The organism is Mesorhizobium sp. C395A (assembly GCF_030323205.1).
GTDB lineage: Bacteria > Pseudomonadota > Alphaproteobacteria > Rhizobiales > Rhizobiaceae > Mesorhizobium.
This window is the reverse complement of the sequence record NZ_CP100473.1, coordinates 134,348-155,247: the sequence shown is the minus strand read 5'-3', so window position 1 is coordinate 155,247 and position 20,900 is coordinate 134,348. Positions and strand designations below refer to the sequence as shown.

Below are 20,900 nucleotides of genomic sequence, written 5' to 3'. Positions count from 1 at the left end.
GAGCGTAGGCAAGTGAACGATGCCGCCTTTGAGAGCTACGGCGTGAGCCACAAGGGCTGCGTGCGCGACCACAATGAGGACAGCTTTCTGGTCGAGCCGCGGATCGGCCTCTGGGTGGTGGCCGACGGCATGGGCGGGCACGAGGCCGGAGAAGTCGCTTCGGCAAGCATTGTCGAGCATCTGGCGACGATCGGCATCGCCAGTTCGGCGCCGGATCTGCGCGCGCGCTTCGAGGACCGGTTGAACCGGGCCCATGCCGAGATCCGCCGGATTTCGCGTTCACGCGGCGTGACCATCGGCTCCACCGTTGCCGCACTGCTGGCCATGGACGGCAGGTTCGCCTGCCTGTGGTCGGGCGACAGCCGCGTCTATCTCGTGCGCAACGCCGCGATCTCGCAGATTTCGCGCGACCACACCGAGGTCCAGGAACTGCTCGACAGCGGCGCGATCAGCGCGGCCGAAGCGGAGAACTGGCCGCGCCGCAACGTTATTACGCGCGCTATCGGCGTCAATGATGAGATCGCCATCGACTTCCAGCAAGGAGAGACCCTTGCCGGCGACATTTTCATCCTCAGCACGGACGGGCTGACGGCGCATGTCAGCGACGCGGAAATTGCGGCAGCAGTGCTCTCGGCAGCGCCGCAGGCTGCCTGCGAAAAGCTGCTTACCATGGTGCTCGAGCGCGGCGGCACGGACAACGTTACCATCGTTCTGGTCAAGATCAAAGACAAAGGCAATGGCCTGTCCCGAGCAGGAGGCTACGACCGATGAGCTCCGACGACAAGACCCGGCTATTGCCCAACATGGCGGATACCAGCGTCGGCACGCAGCTCAGCGGCATCTACGAGCTCGACGAACGCATCGCGTCGGGCGGCATGGGCGAAGTCTATCGCGGCCACAACATCCAGACCGGCGATCATGTCGCGATCAAGATCGTGCTGCCGGAATTCGCCCGCGACCAGACGATCCTGTCGCTGTTTCGCAAGGAAGCCTCGATCCTCAACCATCTGTCGCATGACGCGGTCGTGCGCTACCACGTCTTCACCATAGATCCCGGCATCGGGCGGCCCTATCTGGCGATGGAATTCGTCGACGGCCAGTCGCTGTACGACGTCATGCGCGGCGGGGCGATGGCGACTCCGGATGTGCGCAAACTGTGCCACCGGCTGGCCTCGGGCCTGAGCGCCGTGCACCAGGCCGGCGCCATCCACCGCGATCTGTCGCCCGACAACATCATCCTGCCGGGAGGTCGGGTCGAGCGGGCAAAGATCATCGATTTCGGCATTGCGCGATCGGCCGCGGTCGGTGGCGAGACGCTGATCGGCGGCAAGTTTGCCGGAAAATACAATTACGTCTCCCCCGAGCAGCTCGGGCTCTATGGCGGCGAGGTCAGCGAACAGTCCGACATCTACAGCCTGGGGCTGGTGCTGGCGGCGGCGCTGCGCGGCAAGCCGATCGATATGGGCGGCTCGCAATACGAGATCGTCGAAAAACGGCGGACCGTCCCTGATCTCTCCGGCATCGATGCCGATTTCAGGGACATTGTCGAAGCGATGCTGCAGCCTGACCCGGATGATCGACCGGCCAGCATGGCCGAAATCGCCCGGTTGACGCGCGACGACAGCGACGCGACCTTGCCGCCGGCATCGCTCGCGCCCCGGCCCGGTCTGCCGCGAACCGGGCAGACCGCAGGGCCTGTCTCGAAGGTCGGGGACTCGCCGGCCCAAGGCTTCGGTTCGGCCCCGCCAAGCGGCACGGCGGAGCCGTCTTTCGTGCCGCACGTGCGCCCGGCGCACCTGTCGCAGCCGAAACCGGCTGCTGAAACTCCCAAGCGAGCAAGCACACCGCCGAAGCCTGCTACTACAGGCAGAAATCTGACGATCGCGGTGCTGTCGGCGGTGGCCGTGGTATCGCTTGGAGGGCTCTATGCATCGGGTATCGTGGGATTCGGAGACCGGCCTCGCGTCACCGACACCGGCAAGCCGCTCCAACCCGAACTGACAAAGCCGATCGTCGCTGACAAGCCCGTTCCGGACACTGCGCCGGTCGAGAAGACGGTGCCAAAGACGCAACCAGCGGAGACTGCGGCTGAAGATCAGGCCAAAGCGCCGGTCGAGCCGCAGCCGACGCCACCAGTCGCGTCGAGCGCTACGGCCCCGCTGCCGGCCGCACCAATCGACAAGACCGTCGCGCTGCAACCGCCATCCGGCCCGTCACAGTCCGATGCCGCGAAGAACCCCGAGCCTGTCAGTCCGCCGGTAGAGCCCAAGGCGACAGCGCCGGCCACGCAACCACCTGAACCAACGGCCCAGGCACCCACGCCCACAGCACCGACGCCGGAACCCACCGCTCAAGCGCCCGAGCCCAAGGCGCAGGCGCCTGAACCGACCGCGCAGGCGCCCAAGCCGGACACGCAGGCGCCTGAACCGACCGCGGAGCCTAAGCCGAGCCAGCCCGATATTGCCAGCGGTGAGCAGGCCGACAAGCCGGCCGAGCCCGACATTGCCATGAACGTGCCCAAGCCGGAGGTGCCGCCACCGGCCGATGCGGCCGCCGAGCGGGTCACCTGGGTACGCGCCTTCAATGGTGGTGATTGTTTTTTTGCGACGGTGACGTCGGCCGCCGACAAGGGTGTCGCGATCGAGGGCTTCGGCACGTCGGTGCCACCCTTCGAACAGTTGCTTGGGGAATTCCAGGCGAAGTTCCATGTCGAGCCGGATATCAGCGTCCGCCTTATCCAGCCCCCGCAATGCGGGATCACCGGCTTCCTGCGTTTCATGGGCGCGAGCACGGCCGACAGGCCGCAGCTTGTCCTCGACCAGACATCGGTGCCGGACGGCTCGCCGATCGACGGCACGCTGGTGACGCATGGCGGGCTGGTGTCGAGCGTGTTCCTGATCGACCACAGGGGCATCGCCTTCAACCTCGACGACCATGTTGTCGTACAAGCCGACAAGGCGACCTTCTCGATCCCGATCGGGCTCGGCGCCGCCGACAAGGCGGCAGGCAAGGCGTTGCCGCAGATCATCATGGTGATCACCGGGCCGCAGGACATTAAGGCGGCGGACTTCACAACGCCGACGCCGGCCTCGGTGCTGTTGCCCAGGATACTCGACGAGATCGGCGCCAGGAGTTCGGGATTTTCGGCGACCGCCAAATACTTCCGCCTCGGCGGCTAGCACCGACGCCGATGCAACGCCGTCGCCGAGATCCCGTCCTGCTTGCCCGGAACGTGCGCGTGAAGCTCGCCGCGAGCGCGGTCGCGACGCTGTTGCTGGCGCTTCTTTCCACCGGGCAGGCGCGCGCCGAATTCACCGTCTGCAACCAGACGCTCGACGTCGTCAATCTTGCCGTCGGTCAGAAGGTCGACGATGCCGACCAGACCGATGGCTGGTGGACCATCGGCGCCAATCAATGCGTCAACGTCATCCGCGAGGAGCTGACCAACCGCTACATCTACATCTACGCGACGGATGTCTTCGGCCACGCCATTCTGGCAGGCTCCACCGACATGTGCATCGAGCGGCGGCGGTTCTCGATCCGCGGCATCGATGAATGCTGGCAGCGCGGCCATATCGCGGCGAAGTTTCTCGAAGTCGACACGCAGGAACAGGTGCGCTGGACCTTCTTCCTGACCGGAAGCGCGCCGTGACGCACAGCATCGACACCAGCTTCAAAGCAAAGAAGCAGGCGCGCGCCGCGCTGCGCAGGCGCAGGATCTGGCTCGGACTGGCGGCTGGCCTGGCGACAATCGTCCTCGCCGCGATTGCCACCGGCTTTTATCTCACCGCCGACTACTGGTCGTTTGGCGACGAGGACGAGGAACTGCACGCCGTCGAAGGCTCGGACGACGTACCGGCCGACGCATCGGTCTACGTGCCGGCCATCATCGACCTTGCCGGCGACCCGATGTGGATCACACTGGCGCCAGAAGCCGGCGCCGCCAAGAGCCGCGGGATGCCGCGCCCGACGGAGCTCGACCAGGCCGGCATCTCCCCTCAGATCATGGTTCTCTCCGACGTGATGCTGAGCGCCAGCGAAAAATTCATGACGACGATCCCCTCGACGCAAGAGGATTTCGCTTTCTTTCAGGCGCAGCGGAAGACCGCGGTCGCGCCACCCGCCGAACCCAACGATCCGCAGAATGACCTGCAGAACGATCTTCAACCATCGCCCGGCGCGGACGGGGCTCCGGCGGCCTCCGGCCCAGCTCCTGACCCGCAGGTCGCTCCGGGTGCATCGACGGCGGCCGATGACCCCGAGGCCGGCTGGGGCGAGACCATCGATGAGGGCGAAGCAGCACTCCCCGCCTTTCAGAAGACAGCGGTCGAAAACAACACCAGCGTTGCCACCGTCAGCTCGGAATACCAGCGCTTCGAGGCGACCCAGGACATTTTCGTGAAAATCCTCAACGACCGCAGCCTGGACAGCGTGGCGCTTGATGCGCATTTTTCCGCCGACGACGCAAAGCTTGCCGGCGAGGGGCTGAAGGCGCTGTTCGACAAGGACGGCCTGCAGCCAGGCTATGTCGTGGCGATGCGCGGGTTCAGGCCGACGCGCGAGACCGCGACGATGTCGCTGATGCAGGTCTCGATCTACGCCAGGAACGTCTTTGTCGGCACGCTGACACGCAACGCGGCCGGCGCCTTCGTGTCGGGCGTCGACCCGTGGGTGCGCGAGGACCTGTTCAATTATTCGGGCGCCGAGACCGAAGGCACGCAGAAACGGCAATACCGCCTGCTCGACGCGATCTACTCGACGGCGGCCCGCAACAATGTGCCGAGCGGCATCATCGGCGAAGCCATCATGTATCTGTCGCGCGGACAGGATCTGGATGCTTTCGCCAGCGAGGACCAGCGCCTTGTGCTGATCTATTCGCAGACGCCGCGCGGCAAGAACGAGACCGACGGACGGGTGCTCTATGTCGGCATCCAAGGCACGCAAAAGAGCCTCGATTGTTTCGTTTTCCAGCAGAGCGACGGCCAGTTTTCCTGCGTCTCGGGCGATGACCAGGTGCGCTCGCTGACGGTGACCAACGGCATGGTGACGCCGGTCAACGGAGTCATGACGTCGACCTTCGGGCCGCGCAAGCATCCGATCCTGGGCGTTGTTCGCATCCACAAAGGCGTCGACTGGGCAGCACCCGTGGGGACCCCGATCGCCGCAGCCTTCGACGGCGAGATCATCTTCCAGGGCGACGGCGGCGGCTACGGCAATGTGGTCAAGATCGCCCATGGCGGCGGCCGCGAGACGCGCTACGCGCATATGTCGAAATTCGCCATTGCCAGCGGTGTCGGCACCAAGGTGAAGGCCGGCGACATCATCGGCTATATCGGCACCACCGGCCTGTCGACCGGGCCACATTTGCATTTCGAACTCTATCAAAGCGGTCAGGCGATCGATCCGCTCGGAACAGTGACCGCTGCAATCGCCGTCACTTCCAGCGATCCCGCCGTCGAAACCCTGACCGACCGTATCGTCCACGTCGAATCGGGCGGTAGCGCGCGGGCCAAGAACCCGCTGTCTTCGGCGACAGGCGCCGGCCAGTTCATATCCAAGACCTGGATCCGGATGATGAACACCTATCGTCCCGAACTGGCGCGCTCGCTGTCGACCGCAGACCTGCTCGCTTTGCGCTACGACGCCACCATCTCGCGTGAGATGGTGCGCAATCTGGCGCGCGAGGGCGAAGCCTATCTCAAGGCGCGCGGCCATCAGATTACCGCCGGCCGGCTCTATCTCTGCCATTTCCTCGGCATGGAAGGCGCACATCAGGTGCTGGCGTCGCCGGGATCGGCGCAGTTGAGCGCCGTGCTCGGCTCGTCCGTTATCCAGGCCAACCCGTTTCTTGCCGGCAAGACCGCCAGCTACGTCGTCGACTGGGCGGAACGGAAGATGGGCCGCAAATTGCCGACGCCCGCCACCACCGATGCGGGCCAGCAGACGACGACGGAAGTCCGCCAGACATCGCCGGAGTTCGAAAAATACAAGCAGGCGATAACGGCACTGGTCGGCTCGATCCAAAATACTCTTGAGCCGGGCTAGAGCTGGCAGTTCGCCCCGGCTTTCGCCAAGCCGATTGGTTCTGAGGCCGGCGAATGGTATGTTTGCGGATATTTGGGAAGGTTTTTGGGTCCTTGTGAACCAAAACTGTGGCTGGGATCACATACGCCCAACAGCCATTTTGGCAGAAGCGATACAGTCGCTGGTGAAATTTAGCATGCGCAGCCATCAATAACGCGCCCCATTGGGGCGGAGGGCCGATCCCATGAAAGCGTTTGCCGTCCTTTTGAGCGGATTTTTTCTGTTAATGCTGACCGCGCTTGGCACCGTCCAGGCGGCGGCGCCGGATGCCGGTGGCGTCAAACGCGTCGCGCTGGTCATCGGCAACAGCAAATACGTCCATGCCGTCGAATTGCCCAATCCGGCCAATGACGCGCATCTCATCGCATCGACGCTGCGCAATGCCGGCTTCGAGGTGATCGAGGGCGTCGACCAGGACAATGCCGGCATGCACAGCCTGATCAGCAAATTCACCGAGCAGTCCTACGATGCCGACCTCGCCGTCATTTTCTATGCCGGCCACGGCATGCAGGTCGACGGCAAGAACTTTTTGATCCCGGTCGACGCCGAACTGACGTCACCTGCCTATCTCAAGACCCGCACCGTCCAGATCGACGACTTCATGGCCGCATTGCCACCCGACCCGGCGGTCGGCGTCATCATCCTCGATGCCTGCCGCGACAATCCGCTGGCACGCACACTGGCGGCCGCGATGCCGAAGACCCGCTCCACCGCGCTGGGCACCGGCCTGGCGCCGATCGACCCTAAATCAGAGGGCGTCGGCACCGGCGGCATCCTGATTGCTTATGCCACCGACCCGGGCGCCATCGCCTTTGACGGCAACGGCGTCGACAGCCCCTACTCGACCGCGCTCGCCAGGCACCTGACCGAACCCGGCATCGAGATCCAGAGCGCGCTGACGCGGGTGCGCGGCGAAGTGGCCGAGACCACGCAAGGCCGCCAGCGGCCATGGCACAACGCATCGCTGGGCCGCGAGGTTTTCCTTGGCAAACCGGCCGCCGAAGCCGTGCCGGTGGCAAAACCGGCCGCCGACGACGCGAACGCCGCGACAGCGCCCGCCCCTGCCCCCGTCACCAGCGAACCGCCTTCGTGGGAAGTCGAGCAGCGGCTTTGGGACGAGGCCTCGAAGCGCAACACCGCGCCATTCTACGAAGCCTATCTCGAACAGTTCCCGAATGGCCGCTTCGCCACGGTGGCGCGGCTCAACATCGATGCGCTGAACGATCCGAAAGCCCAGGAACGGCAGGTGGCAGCGCTCGATGCCGACGAAGCGAACTCGGGTTCTGCCGTGCGCACCTCGGTCGGCATTTCGGACGACATGAAGAAGGTGCTGGGCACCGAGGCGACGGAGAACGCGATCGGTCTCGATCGCCAGGGCCGCATCGACCTGCAATTGCGCGTCGAGGCGCTGGGCAACGAGCTTGGCCGCGTTGACGGCAATATCGGCGCCAAGACCCGGCAAGCGATCGGCGACTGGCAAGAGGGGAACGGGCTGCCTCCGACCACCTTCCTGACGCGCGAGCAACTGGCATTCCTGGTTATCCAGACGGATCCGATGATGGAGGCCGTGCGTGCCAAGCATGAGGCCGACCAGGCCGGCGTGGACAAGCCGAAAAAACAGATGGTGCAGAAGGCCCGCACGCTGAAGCCGGTGGCGGAAAAGCCACGCAAGAAGCAGTACGCCCAGAAGCCGCGCCGACAGCAGCAGTTCGTGCAGAAAAGGCGCAACCGGGAGGTCGTGCGCGAGGATGAGCCGCCGCCGCGGGACAACAATGATTTCCTGACCAAGGCGCTGATCTTCGGCACCGGCGTAGCGGTCGGCGGCGTGCTCAAGAACTGATCGATCACATCGAACGACAAAAACGCCGCGTGTCCGTTGGACGCGCGGCGTTGATGGCCGGAAAACGCAGCCGGCGACGCTACTGCGCCTTGATCCGCATCTCGACCCGGCGATTGACGGGATCGTAGGGGTCGGGGTTGCGTGGATTGGCCTCGCCGAGACCGACCGCCTTGATGCGGGTGGCTTCGATGCCGTTGGATTCGAGGAAGGCCGTCACCGACTGCGCCCTGCGCTGCGACAGCCCCTCATTGTAGGTCGCCGAGCCGGATGCGTCGGTATAGCCTTCGACGACGAAGGACAGCTTGCTCAGCCGATCGTCCTTCAGCGCCTTGGCGAATTCGTCGAGTTCGCTGCGCGCCTTGGCGTCGAGCTCGGACGAATCCAGGCTGAAATTGATCAGCATATCGAGGCCGGTCTTCTCCGGAGGCTTTTCTTTCTGGCCGGTCTTGCTCTTGCACTCGTCCTCGGTGCCGACACAAATCCCGCGTGCCGCGCCGTGATCGATCGTGCCGGCAAAGAACTTCACAATGTCTTCCGATTTCTGAAGTGGGTCGGCATAGACGTGAGTCGAGAAAAGCACGGTCGCCAATGCCAAGACTGAAATGTGCCGCTGCATAACGGTTACTCCCGTTTCGAGCATCCGATTTTCACTCAGGCCCGATCCATGGATCCGGGCCAACTCTTCCTGTTCGACAATGATCTGTCGAGATCACGGTCGGCTGTGGAATATACCAAACCGTGAGGCGTTTGTCTGTGAACAACGTCATGGACATGTGGTGGTCGACAGACTTGACCCGCGCCTCGCAGGCGGGTTGAGTGAGGGCTGGGGGAGGATAACAGCAGCGATGGTCAACGGGCTTCGATTCCAGACCGCACGCGATCTCTTCGCCGCGAACACGGCTGTCGCTCGGGACATGACGGCCGTTCCGACCGACCAACCCTCGCTCGAGTTCTGCCGCCGGCTGATGGCCGGGCGCATCCCCGAGGAAGCGATTACCTTTTGCGCCTATCTCCTGCCTGACCGGGCCGCAATCTGGTGGGGCCATGAGTGCCTGGGGCATCTGACCGAGCTGCTCGAAGAGCAGGACCTCGCAACGCTGACACTGATCCAGGAGTGGGTCGGCGACCCCAACAATGCAACCCGCCGGGAGGCTGTCGCCGGGGCGGCGATGACGCAGCAGCACACGCCTGCCGGCTGGATCGCGCTAGCGGCGCAACGGCACATCAATGGCCTGACGCCGCAGACCAACGGGTCGAGGCTGCGGCCGCTGCCGGCTGCGCATGCCGTCAATGCCGGCATACTGGCCGGACTGGCGCGGGTTGCGGTGGCGGACCGTTTCTCCGTGCTCACCGCCTTTGTCGAGATGGGCATCCATCTGGCCGAAACCGAGGCGCTGCGCCGAGCCTGATTGCTCTGGATCGTGATGAGATTTCATTGAAATCTGATCCAACCCATTGTTGGCGGTCTCATTTGCAGCCGTTTTGCGCCCATTTGCCGAGTGCCACCTTGAAGCGCGTGCCCAGCGGGTGTTGCAGGCGCAACACCGAGGCATCATTGGTGACGTAGGTCTTGGCCTGGTCGCACAGCCGCTCCTCGGTCCATTGATGACAGTTGCTGCACTGGTTGTCCCAGACGGACTTTTCCAGGCCCTCGACCGGACTGAAGTGCGGCTTGCCCTGGATGAGTTGGGCGATGCTCTTGCCGTCGATCGCCGGGTCGCCGAAATTGACCGGAACATCGAAAAGGATTGGCGCGTCCGAGCCCAGCTTCGGAATTTCCTCACGCAGCTGTTCCAGCGCCTGCTCGCCGGCGTCCGTACCCGGCGGATTGGCGGCCGCGCCGGTGCGCGCCTGCGTATCGCCTTCGGGCGCAGCCGGGCCGGAATCGCCGACGATCAGCGGCGCCTTGAGATCGACCTTGTGAAGCACGACATCGGTGGTCAGCGAAACGTTGATCCAGGGCCGCTGGCGTCCGGCTGTGGCCTTGAACACATCCGACGTAACCCGGTTCATCGCTTCGGTGATCGAGACGTTGACCTCGCCGATATGGGCAAGCAGCGCCGCCGAAAATGGCGAGTGCTCGCCCGGTCCGTCATAGGCGAGCTGGTTGGGACTGGCAGCGAAGGCGACCAGCGTGCCGGCGCCGCCATTCTCGATCGGTATTTCGGCAAGGCCGCTGCTTGCCGTGCTGTCGCCGCCAGTCTCCTTGGCAAGCACATCGGCGAGCGGGTTGTCGCGGCAGGCGTCGAGGAACACCAGCCTGATGCTGGTCTCGCGCGACATCTGCCGCAGGATGAAGTCCACCTGCACGGCTTCGAAGTCGAGCGAGGTCTCGTCCTCCAGCGCCGCATCGACAGGCAGCAGGTAATTCCTGCCCGAGACCTGCAGGCCATGACCGGCATAGAAGAACAGCGCGATATCGGCGCCACGCACCTGCCGCGCGAATTGCGCGATCTTTTCCTGCGTCTGCGCCTTGGTGAGATCGAGGCCGGAGACGATTTCGAAGCCCAGCCCCTTCAGGCGATCGGACATTGCCTGCGCATCGTTCACCGGATTGGGCAGCACCGGCGCGTTCCGGTAATGGGAATTGCCGAGCACCAGGGCGATGCGGCGTTCGGCACTGGCCGCGGTCATGGTAATGGTCATGGTCAACGCAAGCGCCAGCACGGCGAGGCCGATGCCGCGCATGAAGTTGCCGCAACTTGCAATCATGTCCAAACGCACCGGATTCCTTTTCGGTTGACGGGCCTTCTCAGTTAAGGACCGGCTCAGTTGGAGAGCGGCGTGGCGGAGAACTCGATCCGCCGGTTCAGCGCTTTGTTCTTCGGCGTATCGTTCGGCGCCACCGGCTTTTCCTCGCCATAGCCGGAAGCCGTGATCTGCGCCGATGGAATGCCCGCAGCGATGATCGCGTCGGCGACCGCCTTGGCGCGCCGTTCCGACAGGTTCTTGTTGGCCGTCGGCGACCCGTCGGAATCGGTATGGCCCGAAACCTCGACCTTCAGTTTCGGACATTTGCCGACGACGCCGACCACCTCGGCCAGCAGTGGGCGGCTCTTTTCATCGAGCCGAGCGCTGGCTGGGCGAAAATAGACGGCGCCGGTGCGCGACAGCACCTCGAACCTGTTCAGGCATTCATCGTCGCTGAAGGACGTCTTGCCTGCATCTGTGGCGACCGGCCCGGCACCGGCTGGGGCTGCGGCCGCGACGGCAGGCGCCGCCGCCGGCTTGGCCCCATCAGCGGTGAAGACGAAGTCGAACGACACCGAAGCCGTCGGGACGATGCTGCTGACATTGGCCGCCTGCTGGAGTTTTTCGATGTTGGGCAACAGGCCGAAATCCTCGACATGCACGGCGACCGGCGCCTCCGAGGCGATCGACACCATGCTGTCGGTGATCATGGTGACCACTACATTGGCCTCAAGGTCCTTGTCGACGCCGTGCAGGCTCAGGCGAAACGGGATATGCGCGCTCATGCGCCGTTTGGTGGCGAGATCGGCAATAGCGGCGGGATCGACTTTCGCCGTCACTTCCGCCGTCGGGAACTTAAAGGTTTCGAAGAACAGGAAGCGCATGCGAACATTGCGAAGGTCTATGCCGGTGTCGACCGAGTTGAGGTCGAACGTGACCTTGGCGGCGCCATCCGATGTCAGCGTGCCCGAGAGGTTCCTGATCTTGTTGGTTTCGACAATGGTGTTCTTCTTCACCGATTGATAGGTGAGTGTCGAATTCGCCGGATCGAGCGTCCAGTTCGGCTGCGCATTCGCAACTTCCGGCGCAAGCAGCAACAGGCCGAATACAGCGGCGACGAGAGCAAGGGCGCCGACGATGCGCCGGCCCTTTGAGAACGGCATTCGTTGCCGAAAAAATCCGCCGACCTCGAACATTGATGCCCCGCCTCAGGACAACAGACCTCAGTTCCGATCACGGCTGTCGAACGCAGTGATGCCAGCGAGCATAGAACATATGATTTGGCTTTGCGAGTAGCTCCGCCTGTCTGCCCAAGGGGAGAAGACAGCTCAAAAATCCGTCATCACTGGCAGCTTAACAGGCGTCAAATCCAGAGGCGCCTTGCGCGATCACGAGCGCTTCGGCGGGCCTGTCGAACGCAGAAAATGCCATTCATAGCCTTGAATATACTACAATATTAGCAACTCCTTGACAATGGACCGAAGCTCTGGTTTCTTGACATATTAAACAAAGTTCGTTGCGTTTTTTACGGACGTGTTCCCATGTCGAGCTTGGTAGTCGCGGACCCGCGGGGGGTGTATCTCGCCGGTCTGGAGTGGGTTTTGCGGAAGGCGGGACACAGCGTTGTCGCAGAATGCCACCACACGATTGAGGTTCTCCCCTTGGTGGAGCGCCACCGGCCCGATCTTGTCATCATAGGGTTGGATGGTGTGGACCGGCAGACGGCCGGCCTTTCCGCAAGGCTGAGAGCCACCAGCAGCCCTTTGGGCATCATCTACATCCTGCAGCCAAACGGCGGATTCGACTTCAACGAAATCCCCAAGCTCGATGCCGACGGCCTGCTGATGGACGGCATCAGCCACAGCTACCTTGTCGAATGCGCCAATGCAGTGGCAGGCGGCCGAAAGTGGGTCGACGACCATATCCTCCAGCATCTGCTGACGCCGAGACCGCTGCCTCACCGCGCGCCAAAGCTTACTGGACGCGAGACGGAAGTCGCCGGCCTTGTTTCACGCGGCCTGCGCAACAAGATCATTGCGCAGCGACTGCATGTATCCGAAGGCACGGTGAAGATGCACCTGCATCACGTCTACGAGAAGCTCCGCCTCGGCAGCAGGGCGGAACTCGCCTGGGCGACTTTTGGCGAAGCTTCCGACCATCTGGGACCAAGTCACAAAAGCGGGCTTTGATCCTACCTTCGGCGCGCTGCAAGGCAAGCTGCGTCGACAGGATGCCGGCAAAAGGCCGGAAACCCACGGCATATCGATCGATCCATACCAACGCGGTTGCCCGCGAGCGCCTGTCGCGGCTCGATCTTTCGAAGGATGTATATCGTTCGATCAGGTAGGGGCATTCACCATAACACTATCGAACCGCGAATGGACGCGTCCTCTGCGTCGGCGGCACAATGGAGGATAAACGGCCGCAATTCTGTGCGCCGGCGGATGCCCTGGGGTAGGTGCATCCGACATCGGGTGGGGGTGAACCCCTTTTCTTGATGTTGTTCAAAAAGGGGAGAATCTCCATGGCAATCGACATCACAGCTCATGACATCATCATCGATGAGAGCGCTGGCCTCACGGACAATGATATTGACCCATCCGATCCGCTGTACAGCACCAACACCACGCTGCAATATCTGCTGAATCTTGGCACCGCGCTGGAGGTCGCCTTCAAGGAGGACTTCGTGGTGGCCTCTGCGGACCCAGGGGAGACCATCACCTCGGTCGTTCTCGCCCAGGACTCTTCGGGAACTGCGTTTTCACCCACCGACGGCGCGGTCACCGGCATCCGGACGGTCGATGGCAATTATGTCTGGCTGTTCCAGGACCCGAACAATGCAGACGTCGTGATCGGCGTCATTGGGACCTCTGACCCGACCTCAGTTGGCGAGCCCGATCCATTACTCGATCCCCTCGCCTTCTCGTTTGCGCTGGACGGCGACGCGGACCTGTACCTGGTCCAGTACGTGGCGTTGATGAATCCGGACCCTGACAACGCGGACGTCGATCTAATCGATCTGGATCAGCTAGTCTACGCCTCGGTCACCGGGACCAGCGTCCTGAATTTCAGCTCGCTTGGTGACGCCCCTCCCGGACACAACAAGTGGTATATCCTCGACGCCGACACGGCGAGCACGCAGAAGATCCTGGTCACGGCTCATGACAATGGCGTACAGGCTGAAGTCAATGTCAGCACGCAAGGCCTGGGCGTCTCATCTCAAGACGTGCGCTTTGGCCGTGAGCTTCAGATCGACCTGATCAACGGCGGCACCCAGAGCGCCGGCAAGAACTTTACCAATACGCCGACCGCGCCGAACTACACAGATCACATCGAGACCGTCTCCACCGCGGGTTTCTCGATTTCGCAGTCTACTCCGACCCATACCGTGGCTGACATAGAGGTCCACGCCTACAACAATGATGACAACGCGAAAGGCGCCACGTTACCGGGTGATGACAACGATGCGGAAGTCAACATCGCCTCAGTGACTTTCAAGCTGAACGGCGTGGTAACGGATGCCGCCACCCTGGGCATCACGGTTGATTACACCAACCTGGGAGTGATCCTTCACAATGTCGGCGAGGGTGTGACGGTCGATTTCACCGCAGACGGAACCTTTGACCGCTTCACCATCAAGAACATTGACGCGCAAAAAGACTATTTCGATGTCAAGGAAGTGCATTTCGGCACAGATCAGACCAACGTCGCCAGCGCAGAGGTCGGCTCCTTGATCAACTTCGACGATGACGGCCCATCGATCGTGCCGTCCGGCAATGACGTACCGACCCTGGTGGTCGGCGATTCGGACTTCGTTACCGACGACTCGACCAGCTTCGCGGCGCTGTTCACGCCGAACTTTGGCGTCGATGGACCAGCGGCCACCGACGATGTGACCTACACGCTGGATGTACTCGGCGGCGGCAGTAACGTCGCCAGCGGCGTGTTCGATACGCTCAGCGGCCTTGAGGTGCTTCTCAATGTTGTCGGCGGCGACATCGTCGGCACTGCCGGCACGGATGAGGTGTTCCGCATCTCGGTCGATGCCGACGGCAACGTGACCCTCGACCAGTCGCGTGCGGTTGTCCATGGCGATCCAACCGATCCCGTAGAGGCGGACACTCCGGTCATCCTTGCCGCCAACCTGGTGAGCCTGACCGCAACCGCAACCGACGGCGACGGCGACAGCGCGCACACCTCGGTCGACATAGGCGGTGCCTTCACCTTCGAAGACACCGGGCCGGCAATTGCTGTGGAGAACGCAACCGGTGACTACGACAGTGGCGCCCATGGCACCTGGACGCACGACCCAGACGCCGACGGGTTCAACCTGCTGGGCGTAACGCTGGACGATTATACAATCGACTCCAACCCGAAGGTAACGTCGGGCCTATCCCTGACACCGGACGCGGCAGACCCTTACACCTTCACAGGCTCGATCCACGATGACTTCAACGGCGACGGCACGGCTGAAGACGTGGACTTCACACTGACCTTCGATCCGGTCAACGGCACTTACGACCTTGACGTCGACACCCCTCCCGGAACGATCACGACCTTCGACACCACACAGGGTTCGCTGAAGGCGGGCGGTCCGGACGCGGTGCAGACGCTGCAATTCCCGCCGGCCGGTCACGACGGTGACGTCATCTTCTTCAGCAATCTGGTGACCGCTCCCCTGGAGAATGGGGCGGGCAGTTTCCCGAACGACATCGAAGACCTGGTCAACAATGACCCTACCGAGGCAACGCTGGAGGGGTATGGTGCCACCAGCCTGATCAACAGCTCATCGAAGATGAACGTGTCGACTTCGGGCATCGGCGTCAACAACAACAACCTCGACGGCAAGAGCGGGGGTACCCCGCTGTTCGCCGGCACCTCAATCACCTCGGGCGACGAGAGCTTCGTGGTCAATCCCCAGCAAGACGTGGATAAGGTCACGGTCTATATCGACAACTCCGTCGGCGGCTACAACCCGGCTACGGAAGACCTCTATTACATCGTCTACTATACGGACGGTACCGTCAGCGGTCCTACCGACGTGACGGCGGGCATGCTCAGCAATGCCCCGCGCCACGACCCGCTCATTCCTGACGTCGCGGAGGGCGGGAAGTACTTCGAGATCGACGGCGGCGCGAAGCAGATCGAGGCGGTCCAGCTCATCATGGGCGTGGGCACCGTCAAGATCCCCGTGATTCAGTTCTCGCTCGAGCAGGAGTCCAACCCGGCGCCGCTCGACCTGGATTTCACGGCCAATCTCGTCGACGGCGACAATGACAGCTTTACCGACACGTTCTCGGTCCATGTCGACGCCCCGGACGGCATCATCTGACCCGACACCGGGCGGGCGCCTTTCCTGGCGCCCGGCCGGCACAATCCAAAGCATCACAATGGGGGGCGAGCCGTGCCGCAGCCAAGACCGCAGTTCGAAGAGGTAATGCATCTGGCCCGGCGCCAGGCGCCCGCCCTGCTCATCTTCAGCCTGCTTGCAAACGTCCTGATGCTCGCCAGCACCGTCTACATGCTGCAGATCTACGACAGGGTGCTGTCGAGCGGGTCGATCGACACGCTGGTGTGGCTCACCCTGGCGGTGATCGGCGCGATCGCCGTCTATGGCCTTTTGGAACAAGCCCGCCGCATGATCCTCGGCCATATCAGCCAATGGCTCGACGACCAGTTGAACGTCCCGGTGATCGAACGAGCCATGGAGGCTCGCCTCGCGGGTAGCAACGTCGAGGCCGGCCTGAAGGACGTAGCGGACCTGCGCGGTTTCGTCGGTGGCGACAGCATGCTGACCTTTCTCGACGCGCCGTGGACGCCCGTCTTCCTGGCGTTCATGTGGCTTCTGCACCCAGCACTGGGCGTGCTCGGACTCATCGGGGCGATCCTTTTGTTCTGCGGCGCGCTCGCCAATGATTTCTTTACCCGCCGCAGGAGCCAGGAAACGTCGGCAGAGCTGCGTCGCAACCAGGTCGCGGCCGGCCAATACATCGATGGCGCTGAGACGTTGCGCTCGCTCGGCATGTCGGGCTCGGCGCTGCAGCGCTGGGAAGAAAAGCAGCAGTCGTTGATGACCATCCAGGCGCAACTTCTCGGTCGCACGACCAGCATCGGGAGCCTGTCGCGCTCGCTGCGCATGGCCCTGCAAGTGGCCGTGCTGGGACTTGGCGCCTACTTTGTCTTGCGCGGCGAACTGACGGCCGGATCGATGATCGCGGCATCGGTACTGCTGAGCCGCGCGCTTGCGCCGATAGAACGCTCGATCGGAGCCTGGCGCAGCCTGGTTACCGCTCGCACCGCGCGTCGCAACCTCATGCGCCTGTTCGCGGACACCAATTCTAGGCAGGGCGGTGAAGTGACCTTACCCCGCCCGCAAGGCCGGCTAAGGCTCGAGAACGCACACTACCATGCGCCGGGTACACAGCAGGCCCTGATGAACAAAGTATCGTTCAACGTCGAGGCCGGCGAGACCTGCGGCGTGATTGGTCCGTCGGGTTCCGGCAAGACCACACTTTGCCGCCTCATGGTGGGAACGTTGCGGCCTTCGCTCGGTCATGTAAGGCTGGACGGCGCAGAGCTCGCGAGTTGGCCTTCGGACCAGCTTGGAATGCACATCGGCTACCTGCCGCAGCAGGTCGAGCTGTTTCCGGGAACGATCGCCGACAACATTGCGCGCTTGCGCGATGTCGATAGTGCCGCAGTGATCGCCGCGGCGCAGGCCGCAGGTATCCACGAGACGATATTGCGGATGCCAAATGGCTATCAAACGGAGGTGGGGCCGCATGGGGCGCGAATCTCGCGTGGCCAACGTCAGCGCATCGCTCTCGCCCGGGCGCTATTCGGCAATCCCGCGCTCGTCGTGCTCGACGAACCGAACACTGGCCTCGACGGCGATGGTGAAATGGCTCTGTTCAATGTTCTTCACCATTTGAAGGAACGGGGCTGCACCGTCATTCTCGTCAGCCACCAGACGAACCTGCTGCGTACGGCGGATCATGTCGTTTTCATGCACGACGGCACCGTTAAGATGTTCGGCACGCGCGACGAGGTGCTGGGCGCGCTGGGCGGTCACCGCAAACCGACTGCCGTGCCGTCGTCCGGGCAAGACAAGACCAGCGTCGTCGTTCCGGCAAAATTGAAGGCGGCGGAGTGAGCCATGAGCGACCGATTTAGCGACCTGTCGAAGATGATGGACATGCTGATGGCCAGCCTGCGTGACGTGCTGGACAGGTTAGTTGTCGCTGCTGGAGATCTAGCTGCGGCGGCTTCGAACCGTTTCGACAGCCTGGACGTGCCGGCGCGCGCCGCGCTGGCTGCAACTGCCACCGCGCTGTTCGTGCTCGTGCTTGTCGGGCTTGTCCGGCGGCGTTCGTCTACATATCGCGATAGCAAGCGCGACCTGAATCGCCGGACGCGTCCAGCGCGTATACTCGGCTATTTCTCCGCGCTGTTCTTTGTCGGCGGCATCGCCCTCTGGTCAGACGTGGCCCTCCTGGCCAGCGCCATCGTGGCCCCCGGCATCGTCAGCCCGGACGGCTACCGGAAGACCGTTCAGCATCTGGAGGGCGGCATCATCGGGATGATCCACGTGCGGGATGGCGACAAGGTCACAGCGGGCCAGGTTCTGATAAGCATGAAGACGACCGATGCACAGGGCCGCTACGACGAGCTGCATGCGCGCTACATTCGCTTGCTGGCGGTCGAAGCGCGCTTGGGTGCGGAGCTTGCCGGAGAAGATCAAATCATTTTTCCCAAGGAACTGACATCGGCTGACAACCAGGCCGGGCAGAAAGTGGCCGCTGAAGAGCAGGAACTGCTTCGCAGCCGCCTTGCCACTCGCGAGGGGCGCGAGCAGATCCTCAACAAGCGGATACGGCAGATAGAGGAGCAAATCACCGGGTCCAGGGAAGTGATCGCAGCCGAGGAGGAGCAACTGGGGCTGATCGACCGCGAGATCGCTTCGGCACAGGAAATGTACAAAAAGGGATTGGAGCGCCTGCCGCGGATCCTTGCGCTGCAGCGTGCCCAGGCCGACATCCGAGCGAGCCAGGCGTCGAACCGGTCGCAGGTCGCGCGCAACGAACAGCAGATCGGCGAGACCGAGCTGCAGCTTCTCAATTTGCGGCAACAGGATGGTGAGAAAGCGAACGAGGATCTTGGCAAGGTGCGCGGCGATTTGGCCGAATTGCGGAGCCTGTTACCCTCGCGTCAGGATGTGCTGGCCAGGACTGACATTGTCGCGCCGATCGCGGGAACAGTGATGAACGTGCGTGTCACAACTGAATCTGGCGTGATTTCCAGCGGCCAGCCCCTCCTCGATATCGTTCCGAATGAGTCCAACCTGGTCATCGATTCACGGATCAAGCCGCGGGACATCGACATGGTGCATCCGGACATGCCGGCACGCGTTGTGCTGTCAGCCTATCCAACACGGCATCTTCCGCAAATCCACGGGTTGCTCACCTCGGTATCGGCCGACCGGCTGACGGACGAGAGGACCGGAGAACCCTATTTTCTCGCCAAGATCAAAGTCGATATGGCTGACCTCGCAAACCTCCATGACGTAAAATTGTCGCCCGGCATGCCTGCCGAAGTGATGATCCTGACTGGCGAGCACACACTGCTCGACTATATGCTGGCGCCGGTTCGCGACTCGCTCAATCGAGGATTCAGAGAGAATTAGAGTCTTCTACTTTCCCGTATCCCGACGCCATCCAATCCTCCGAAAAGCCGCCCGTCGAACGATACGGCTCGAGTGTCATGGCATTGGCGATTCCTTCGCCAGCGCGCCCCCAGCAGTGTCGGGAGCGCCGCTTCGCGGAACTGGACGATCGCTATAAGCAATCCGTCCCACTGCGCTCAGCTTGACGCCAAGCCCGGGATCAGGCCGATCGGCTGGCCCACAGCACCCCACGCTCGAAGATGGTGCGCATTTGCGGCACGGAAAACTCATCCGCGGTGTGGCCGAGCGCGCTGAAGAAGACGCGGCCCTTGCCATAGCGGCGCTTCCAGACCACGGGCATGACGACGCCGTCGATGAAGTCGAGATGCTCACCGCTGAACGTCGTCGTCGCCAGCACCTCGTTGCTAGGGTCGACATGCATGTAATACTGCTCGGAATGGTAGGCGAAACCCTCGATACCCCTGACGATCGGATCGTCGCTGATGATGTCTACACGGTAGTCGATGATGTCGCCGGGGTGCGCGACCCATTGGCCGCCGGTCATGAACTGATAGTTCGGCTCGTTGCGAAAACTGTCGCCCATGGTGCCGTGGAAGCCGGCAAGGCCGGTCCCGCCGCTGACGGCGGCGGTGAGGTTTTGCAGCTCCGGTTTATCGATCGTCGACATGGTGATCACCGGCACGATCAGATCGATGGCCGGGAGCTGCGGATCGGCAAGCGCCGATGTGCCCTCTTCTGTCCGCACCTCGAAGCCATGCCCGGTCAATAACTCGCTGACGACAGCGGCGCTGCGAGCCGGCGTGTGGCCTTCCCATCCGCCCCAGAAAATCAGTGCCGTCTTGCTCATGCTCGTCTCTCCTTTGGTCGGCAATATTGATAGGCAAGCGGAACGCTTTTGTCTTCCTTCCATGACGGGCATTCTGGGACGGGCATTTCTGGTCGGAAATCACGACCCGGCGATGAATTCCGTGGATGAGGACCGATTGGCCGCGCTGGCGTCTTGTTTCAATACCGGGCTGCACTCAAATCAGCTGTCTTCGCGTTTGCGCAGACATCGGTCGATGCGCCCGCAACCAGCCGGAGCCTTCCGGGGAGACCGCTTTATGAGTTTCGACCAGACGACTGTCGCCGCCTATCTGGAAGTCATCACCATCAACCTTGTGCTCTCTGGCGACAATGTCGTGGTGATCGGCATGGCGGCCGCAGGCCTCGCCAAGGCGTTGCGACAGAAGGCGATCATCGCCGGCATTGCCGCAGCGGCGGTGATCCGCAGACGGCGCGGCCGGCCAAGGCGCTGCGCACCGATCCTGCAGATCGTCGTCGCCGATGTCTCGATGTCGCTGGACAATGTACTGGCAGTGGCGGGCGCCGCCGCCCACGACATGAATGCGCTGGTGTTCGGTCTCATCCTGTCGGTGGTTCTGATGGCGGTCGCCTCGACGCTGGTGGCGGCGCTGCTTGCCAGGTATCGCTGGATCGGCTGGCTCGGTCTGGCAATCATCGTCTATGTCGCGGGAAATATGACTCTGGACGGCGTCGAGCAGATGAGAACGGTCGACTTCCACGCGCTGCTCTCGCCAGTTGCAAGCTAGATCCTCCTGG

15 protein-coding genes are annotated in these 20,900 nt (G+C 62.8%); 11 read left to right on the top strand and 4 right to left on the bottom strand.

The window, feature by feature from the left end:
* The first annotated feature begins 12 nt into the window (after positions 1-12).
* From NLY37_RS00710 to NLY37_RS00690, 5 genes are all read left to right on the top strand, one after another.
* Positions 13-771: a PP2C family protein-serine/threonine phosphatase gene (locus NLY37_RS00710; protein WP_023740617.1), complete on the top strand. Its 759-nt coding sequence runs from the start codon at positions 13-15 to the stop codon at positions 769-771.
* The gene (locus NLY37_RS00705) at positions 768-3,179 is read left to right on the top strand and encodes a serine/threonine-protein kinase (RefSeq protein ID WP_023740616.1); all 2,412 of its coding nucleotides are present in this window, start codon (positions 768-770) and stop codon (positions 3,177-3,179) included. The genes NLY37_RS00710 and NLY37_RS00705 overlap by 4 nt, the downstream gene beginning before the upstream one ends.
* Before the next feature lie 11 nt (positions 3,180-3,190).
* Positions 3,191-3,652, top strand: a complete 462-nt coding sequence (locus NLY37_RS00700) for a DUF1036 domain-containing protein (protein ID WP_023667922.1) — start codon at positions 3,191-3,193, stop codon at positions 3,650-3,652.
* Complete coding sequence (locus NLY37_RS00695; protein WP_023740615.1) at positions 3,649-6,045, top strand: M23 family metallopeptidase; 2,397 nt, start codon at positions 3,649-3,651, stop codon at positions 6,043-6,045. Before NLY37_RS00700 ends, NLY37_RS00695 begins: the two co-directional genes overlap by 4 nt.
* A 265-nt stretch (positions 6,046-6,310) precedes the next feature.
* A complete protein-coding gene (locus NLY37_RS00690; protein ID WP_023695271.1) occupies positions 6,311-7,924 on the top strand; it encodes a caspase family protein in 1,614 nt (537 codons plus the stop codon).
* A 79-nt stretch (positions 7,925-8,003) separates the two neighbouring features.
* On the opposite strand, the gene NLY37_RS00685 is transcribed toward NLY37_RS00690, so the two are convergent.
* Positions 8,004-8,540, bottom strand: coding sequence for an OmpA family protein (locus NLY37_RS00685; RefSeq protein ID WP_023682635.1), 537 nt, complete (start codon positions 8,538-8,540; stop codon positions 8,004-8,006).
* A 229-nt stretch (positions 8,541-8,769) separates the two neighbouring features.
* On the opposite strand from NLY37_RS00685, the gene NLY37_RS00680 reads away from it, so the two are divergent.
* On the top strand, positions 8,770-9,333 hold the full coding sequence (locus NLY37_RS00680) for a DUF6931 family protein (protein WP_023687008.1): 564 nt from the start codon (positions 8,770-8,772) through the stop codon (positions 9,331-9,333).
* Between the two features lie 58 nt (positions 9,334-9,391).
* Here NLY37_RS00680 and NLY37_RS00675 read toward each other — a convergent pair whose 3' ends face one another.
* Together NLY37_RS00675 and NLY37_RS00670 are read right to left on the bottom strand one after the other, a co-directional pair.
* On the bottom strand, positions 9,392-10,636 hold the full coding sequence (locus NLY37_RS00675; protein ID WP_023695269.1) for a caspase family protein: 1,245 nt from the start codon (positions 10,634-10,636) through the stop codon (positions 9,392-9,394).
* Positions 10,637-10,692: 56 nt separating this feature from the next.
* Positions 10,693-11,778 carry an OmpA family protein gene (locus NLY37_RS00670; protein ID WP_245270693.1) on the bottom strand — a complete coding sequence of 362 codons (1,086 nt, stop codon included), beginning with the start codon at positions 11,776-11,778 and terminating at the stop codon, positions 10,693-10,695.
* 411 nt (positions 11,779-12,189) lie between these two features.
* Here NLY37_RS00670 and NLY37_RS00665 point away from each other — a divergent pair, with 411 nt between their 5' ends.
* The 4 genes from NLY37_RS00665 (at position 12,190) to NLY37_RS00650 (ending at position 19,298) form a co-directional block, all read left to right on the top strand.
* Positions 12,190-12,804: a LuxR C-terminal-related transcriptional regulator gene (locus NLY37_RS00665; protein WP_286441287.1), complete on the top strand. Its 615-nt coding sequence runs from the start codon at positions 12,190-12,192 to the stop codon at positions 12,802-12,804.
* Positions 12,805-13,139: 335 nt separating this feature from the next.
* Positions 13,140-15,947, top strand: coding sequence for a DUF5801 repeats-in-toxin domain-containing protein (locus NLY37_RS00660; RefSeq protein WP_023740611.1), 2,808 nt, complete (start codon positions 13,140-13,142; stop codon positions 15,945-15,947).
* 105 nt (positions 15,948-16,052) lie between these two features.
* On the top strand, positions 16,053-17,768 hold the full coding sequence (locus NLY37_RS00655; RefSeq protein ID WP_023726319.1) for a type I secretion system permease/ATPase: 1,716 nt from the start codon (positions 16,053-16,055) through the stop codon (positions 17,766-17,768).
* Between the two features lie 3 nt (positions 17,769-17,771).
* On the top strand, positions 17,772-19,298 hold the full coding sequence (locus tag NLY37_RS00650) for an HlyD family type I secretion periplasmic adaptor subunit (RefSeq protein WP_023740610.1): 1,527 nt from the start codon (positions 17,772-17,774) through the stop codon (positions 19,296-19,298).
* 199 nt (positions 19,299-19,497) lie between these two features.
* Here NLY37_RS00650 and NLY37_RS00645 read toward each other — a convergent pair whose 3' ends face one another.
* Positions 19,498-20,145, bottom strand: a complete 648-nt coding sequence (locus tag NLY37_RS00645; protein ID WP_023740609.1) for a ThuA domain-containing protein — start codon at positions 20,143-20,145, stop codon at positions 19,498-19,500.
* Between the two features lie 256 nt (positions 20,146-20,401).
* Here NLY37_RS00645 and NLY37_RS00640 point away from each other — a divergent pair, with 256 nt between their 5' ends.
* Entirely contained in the window at positions 20,402-20,890 is a 489-nt protein-coding gene (locus tag NLY37_RS00640; protein WP_023740608.1) for a TerC family protein, read from the top strand.
* The last annotated feature ends 10 nt before the right edge of the window (positions 20,891-20,900 follow it).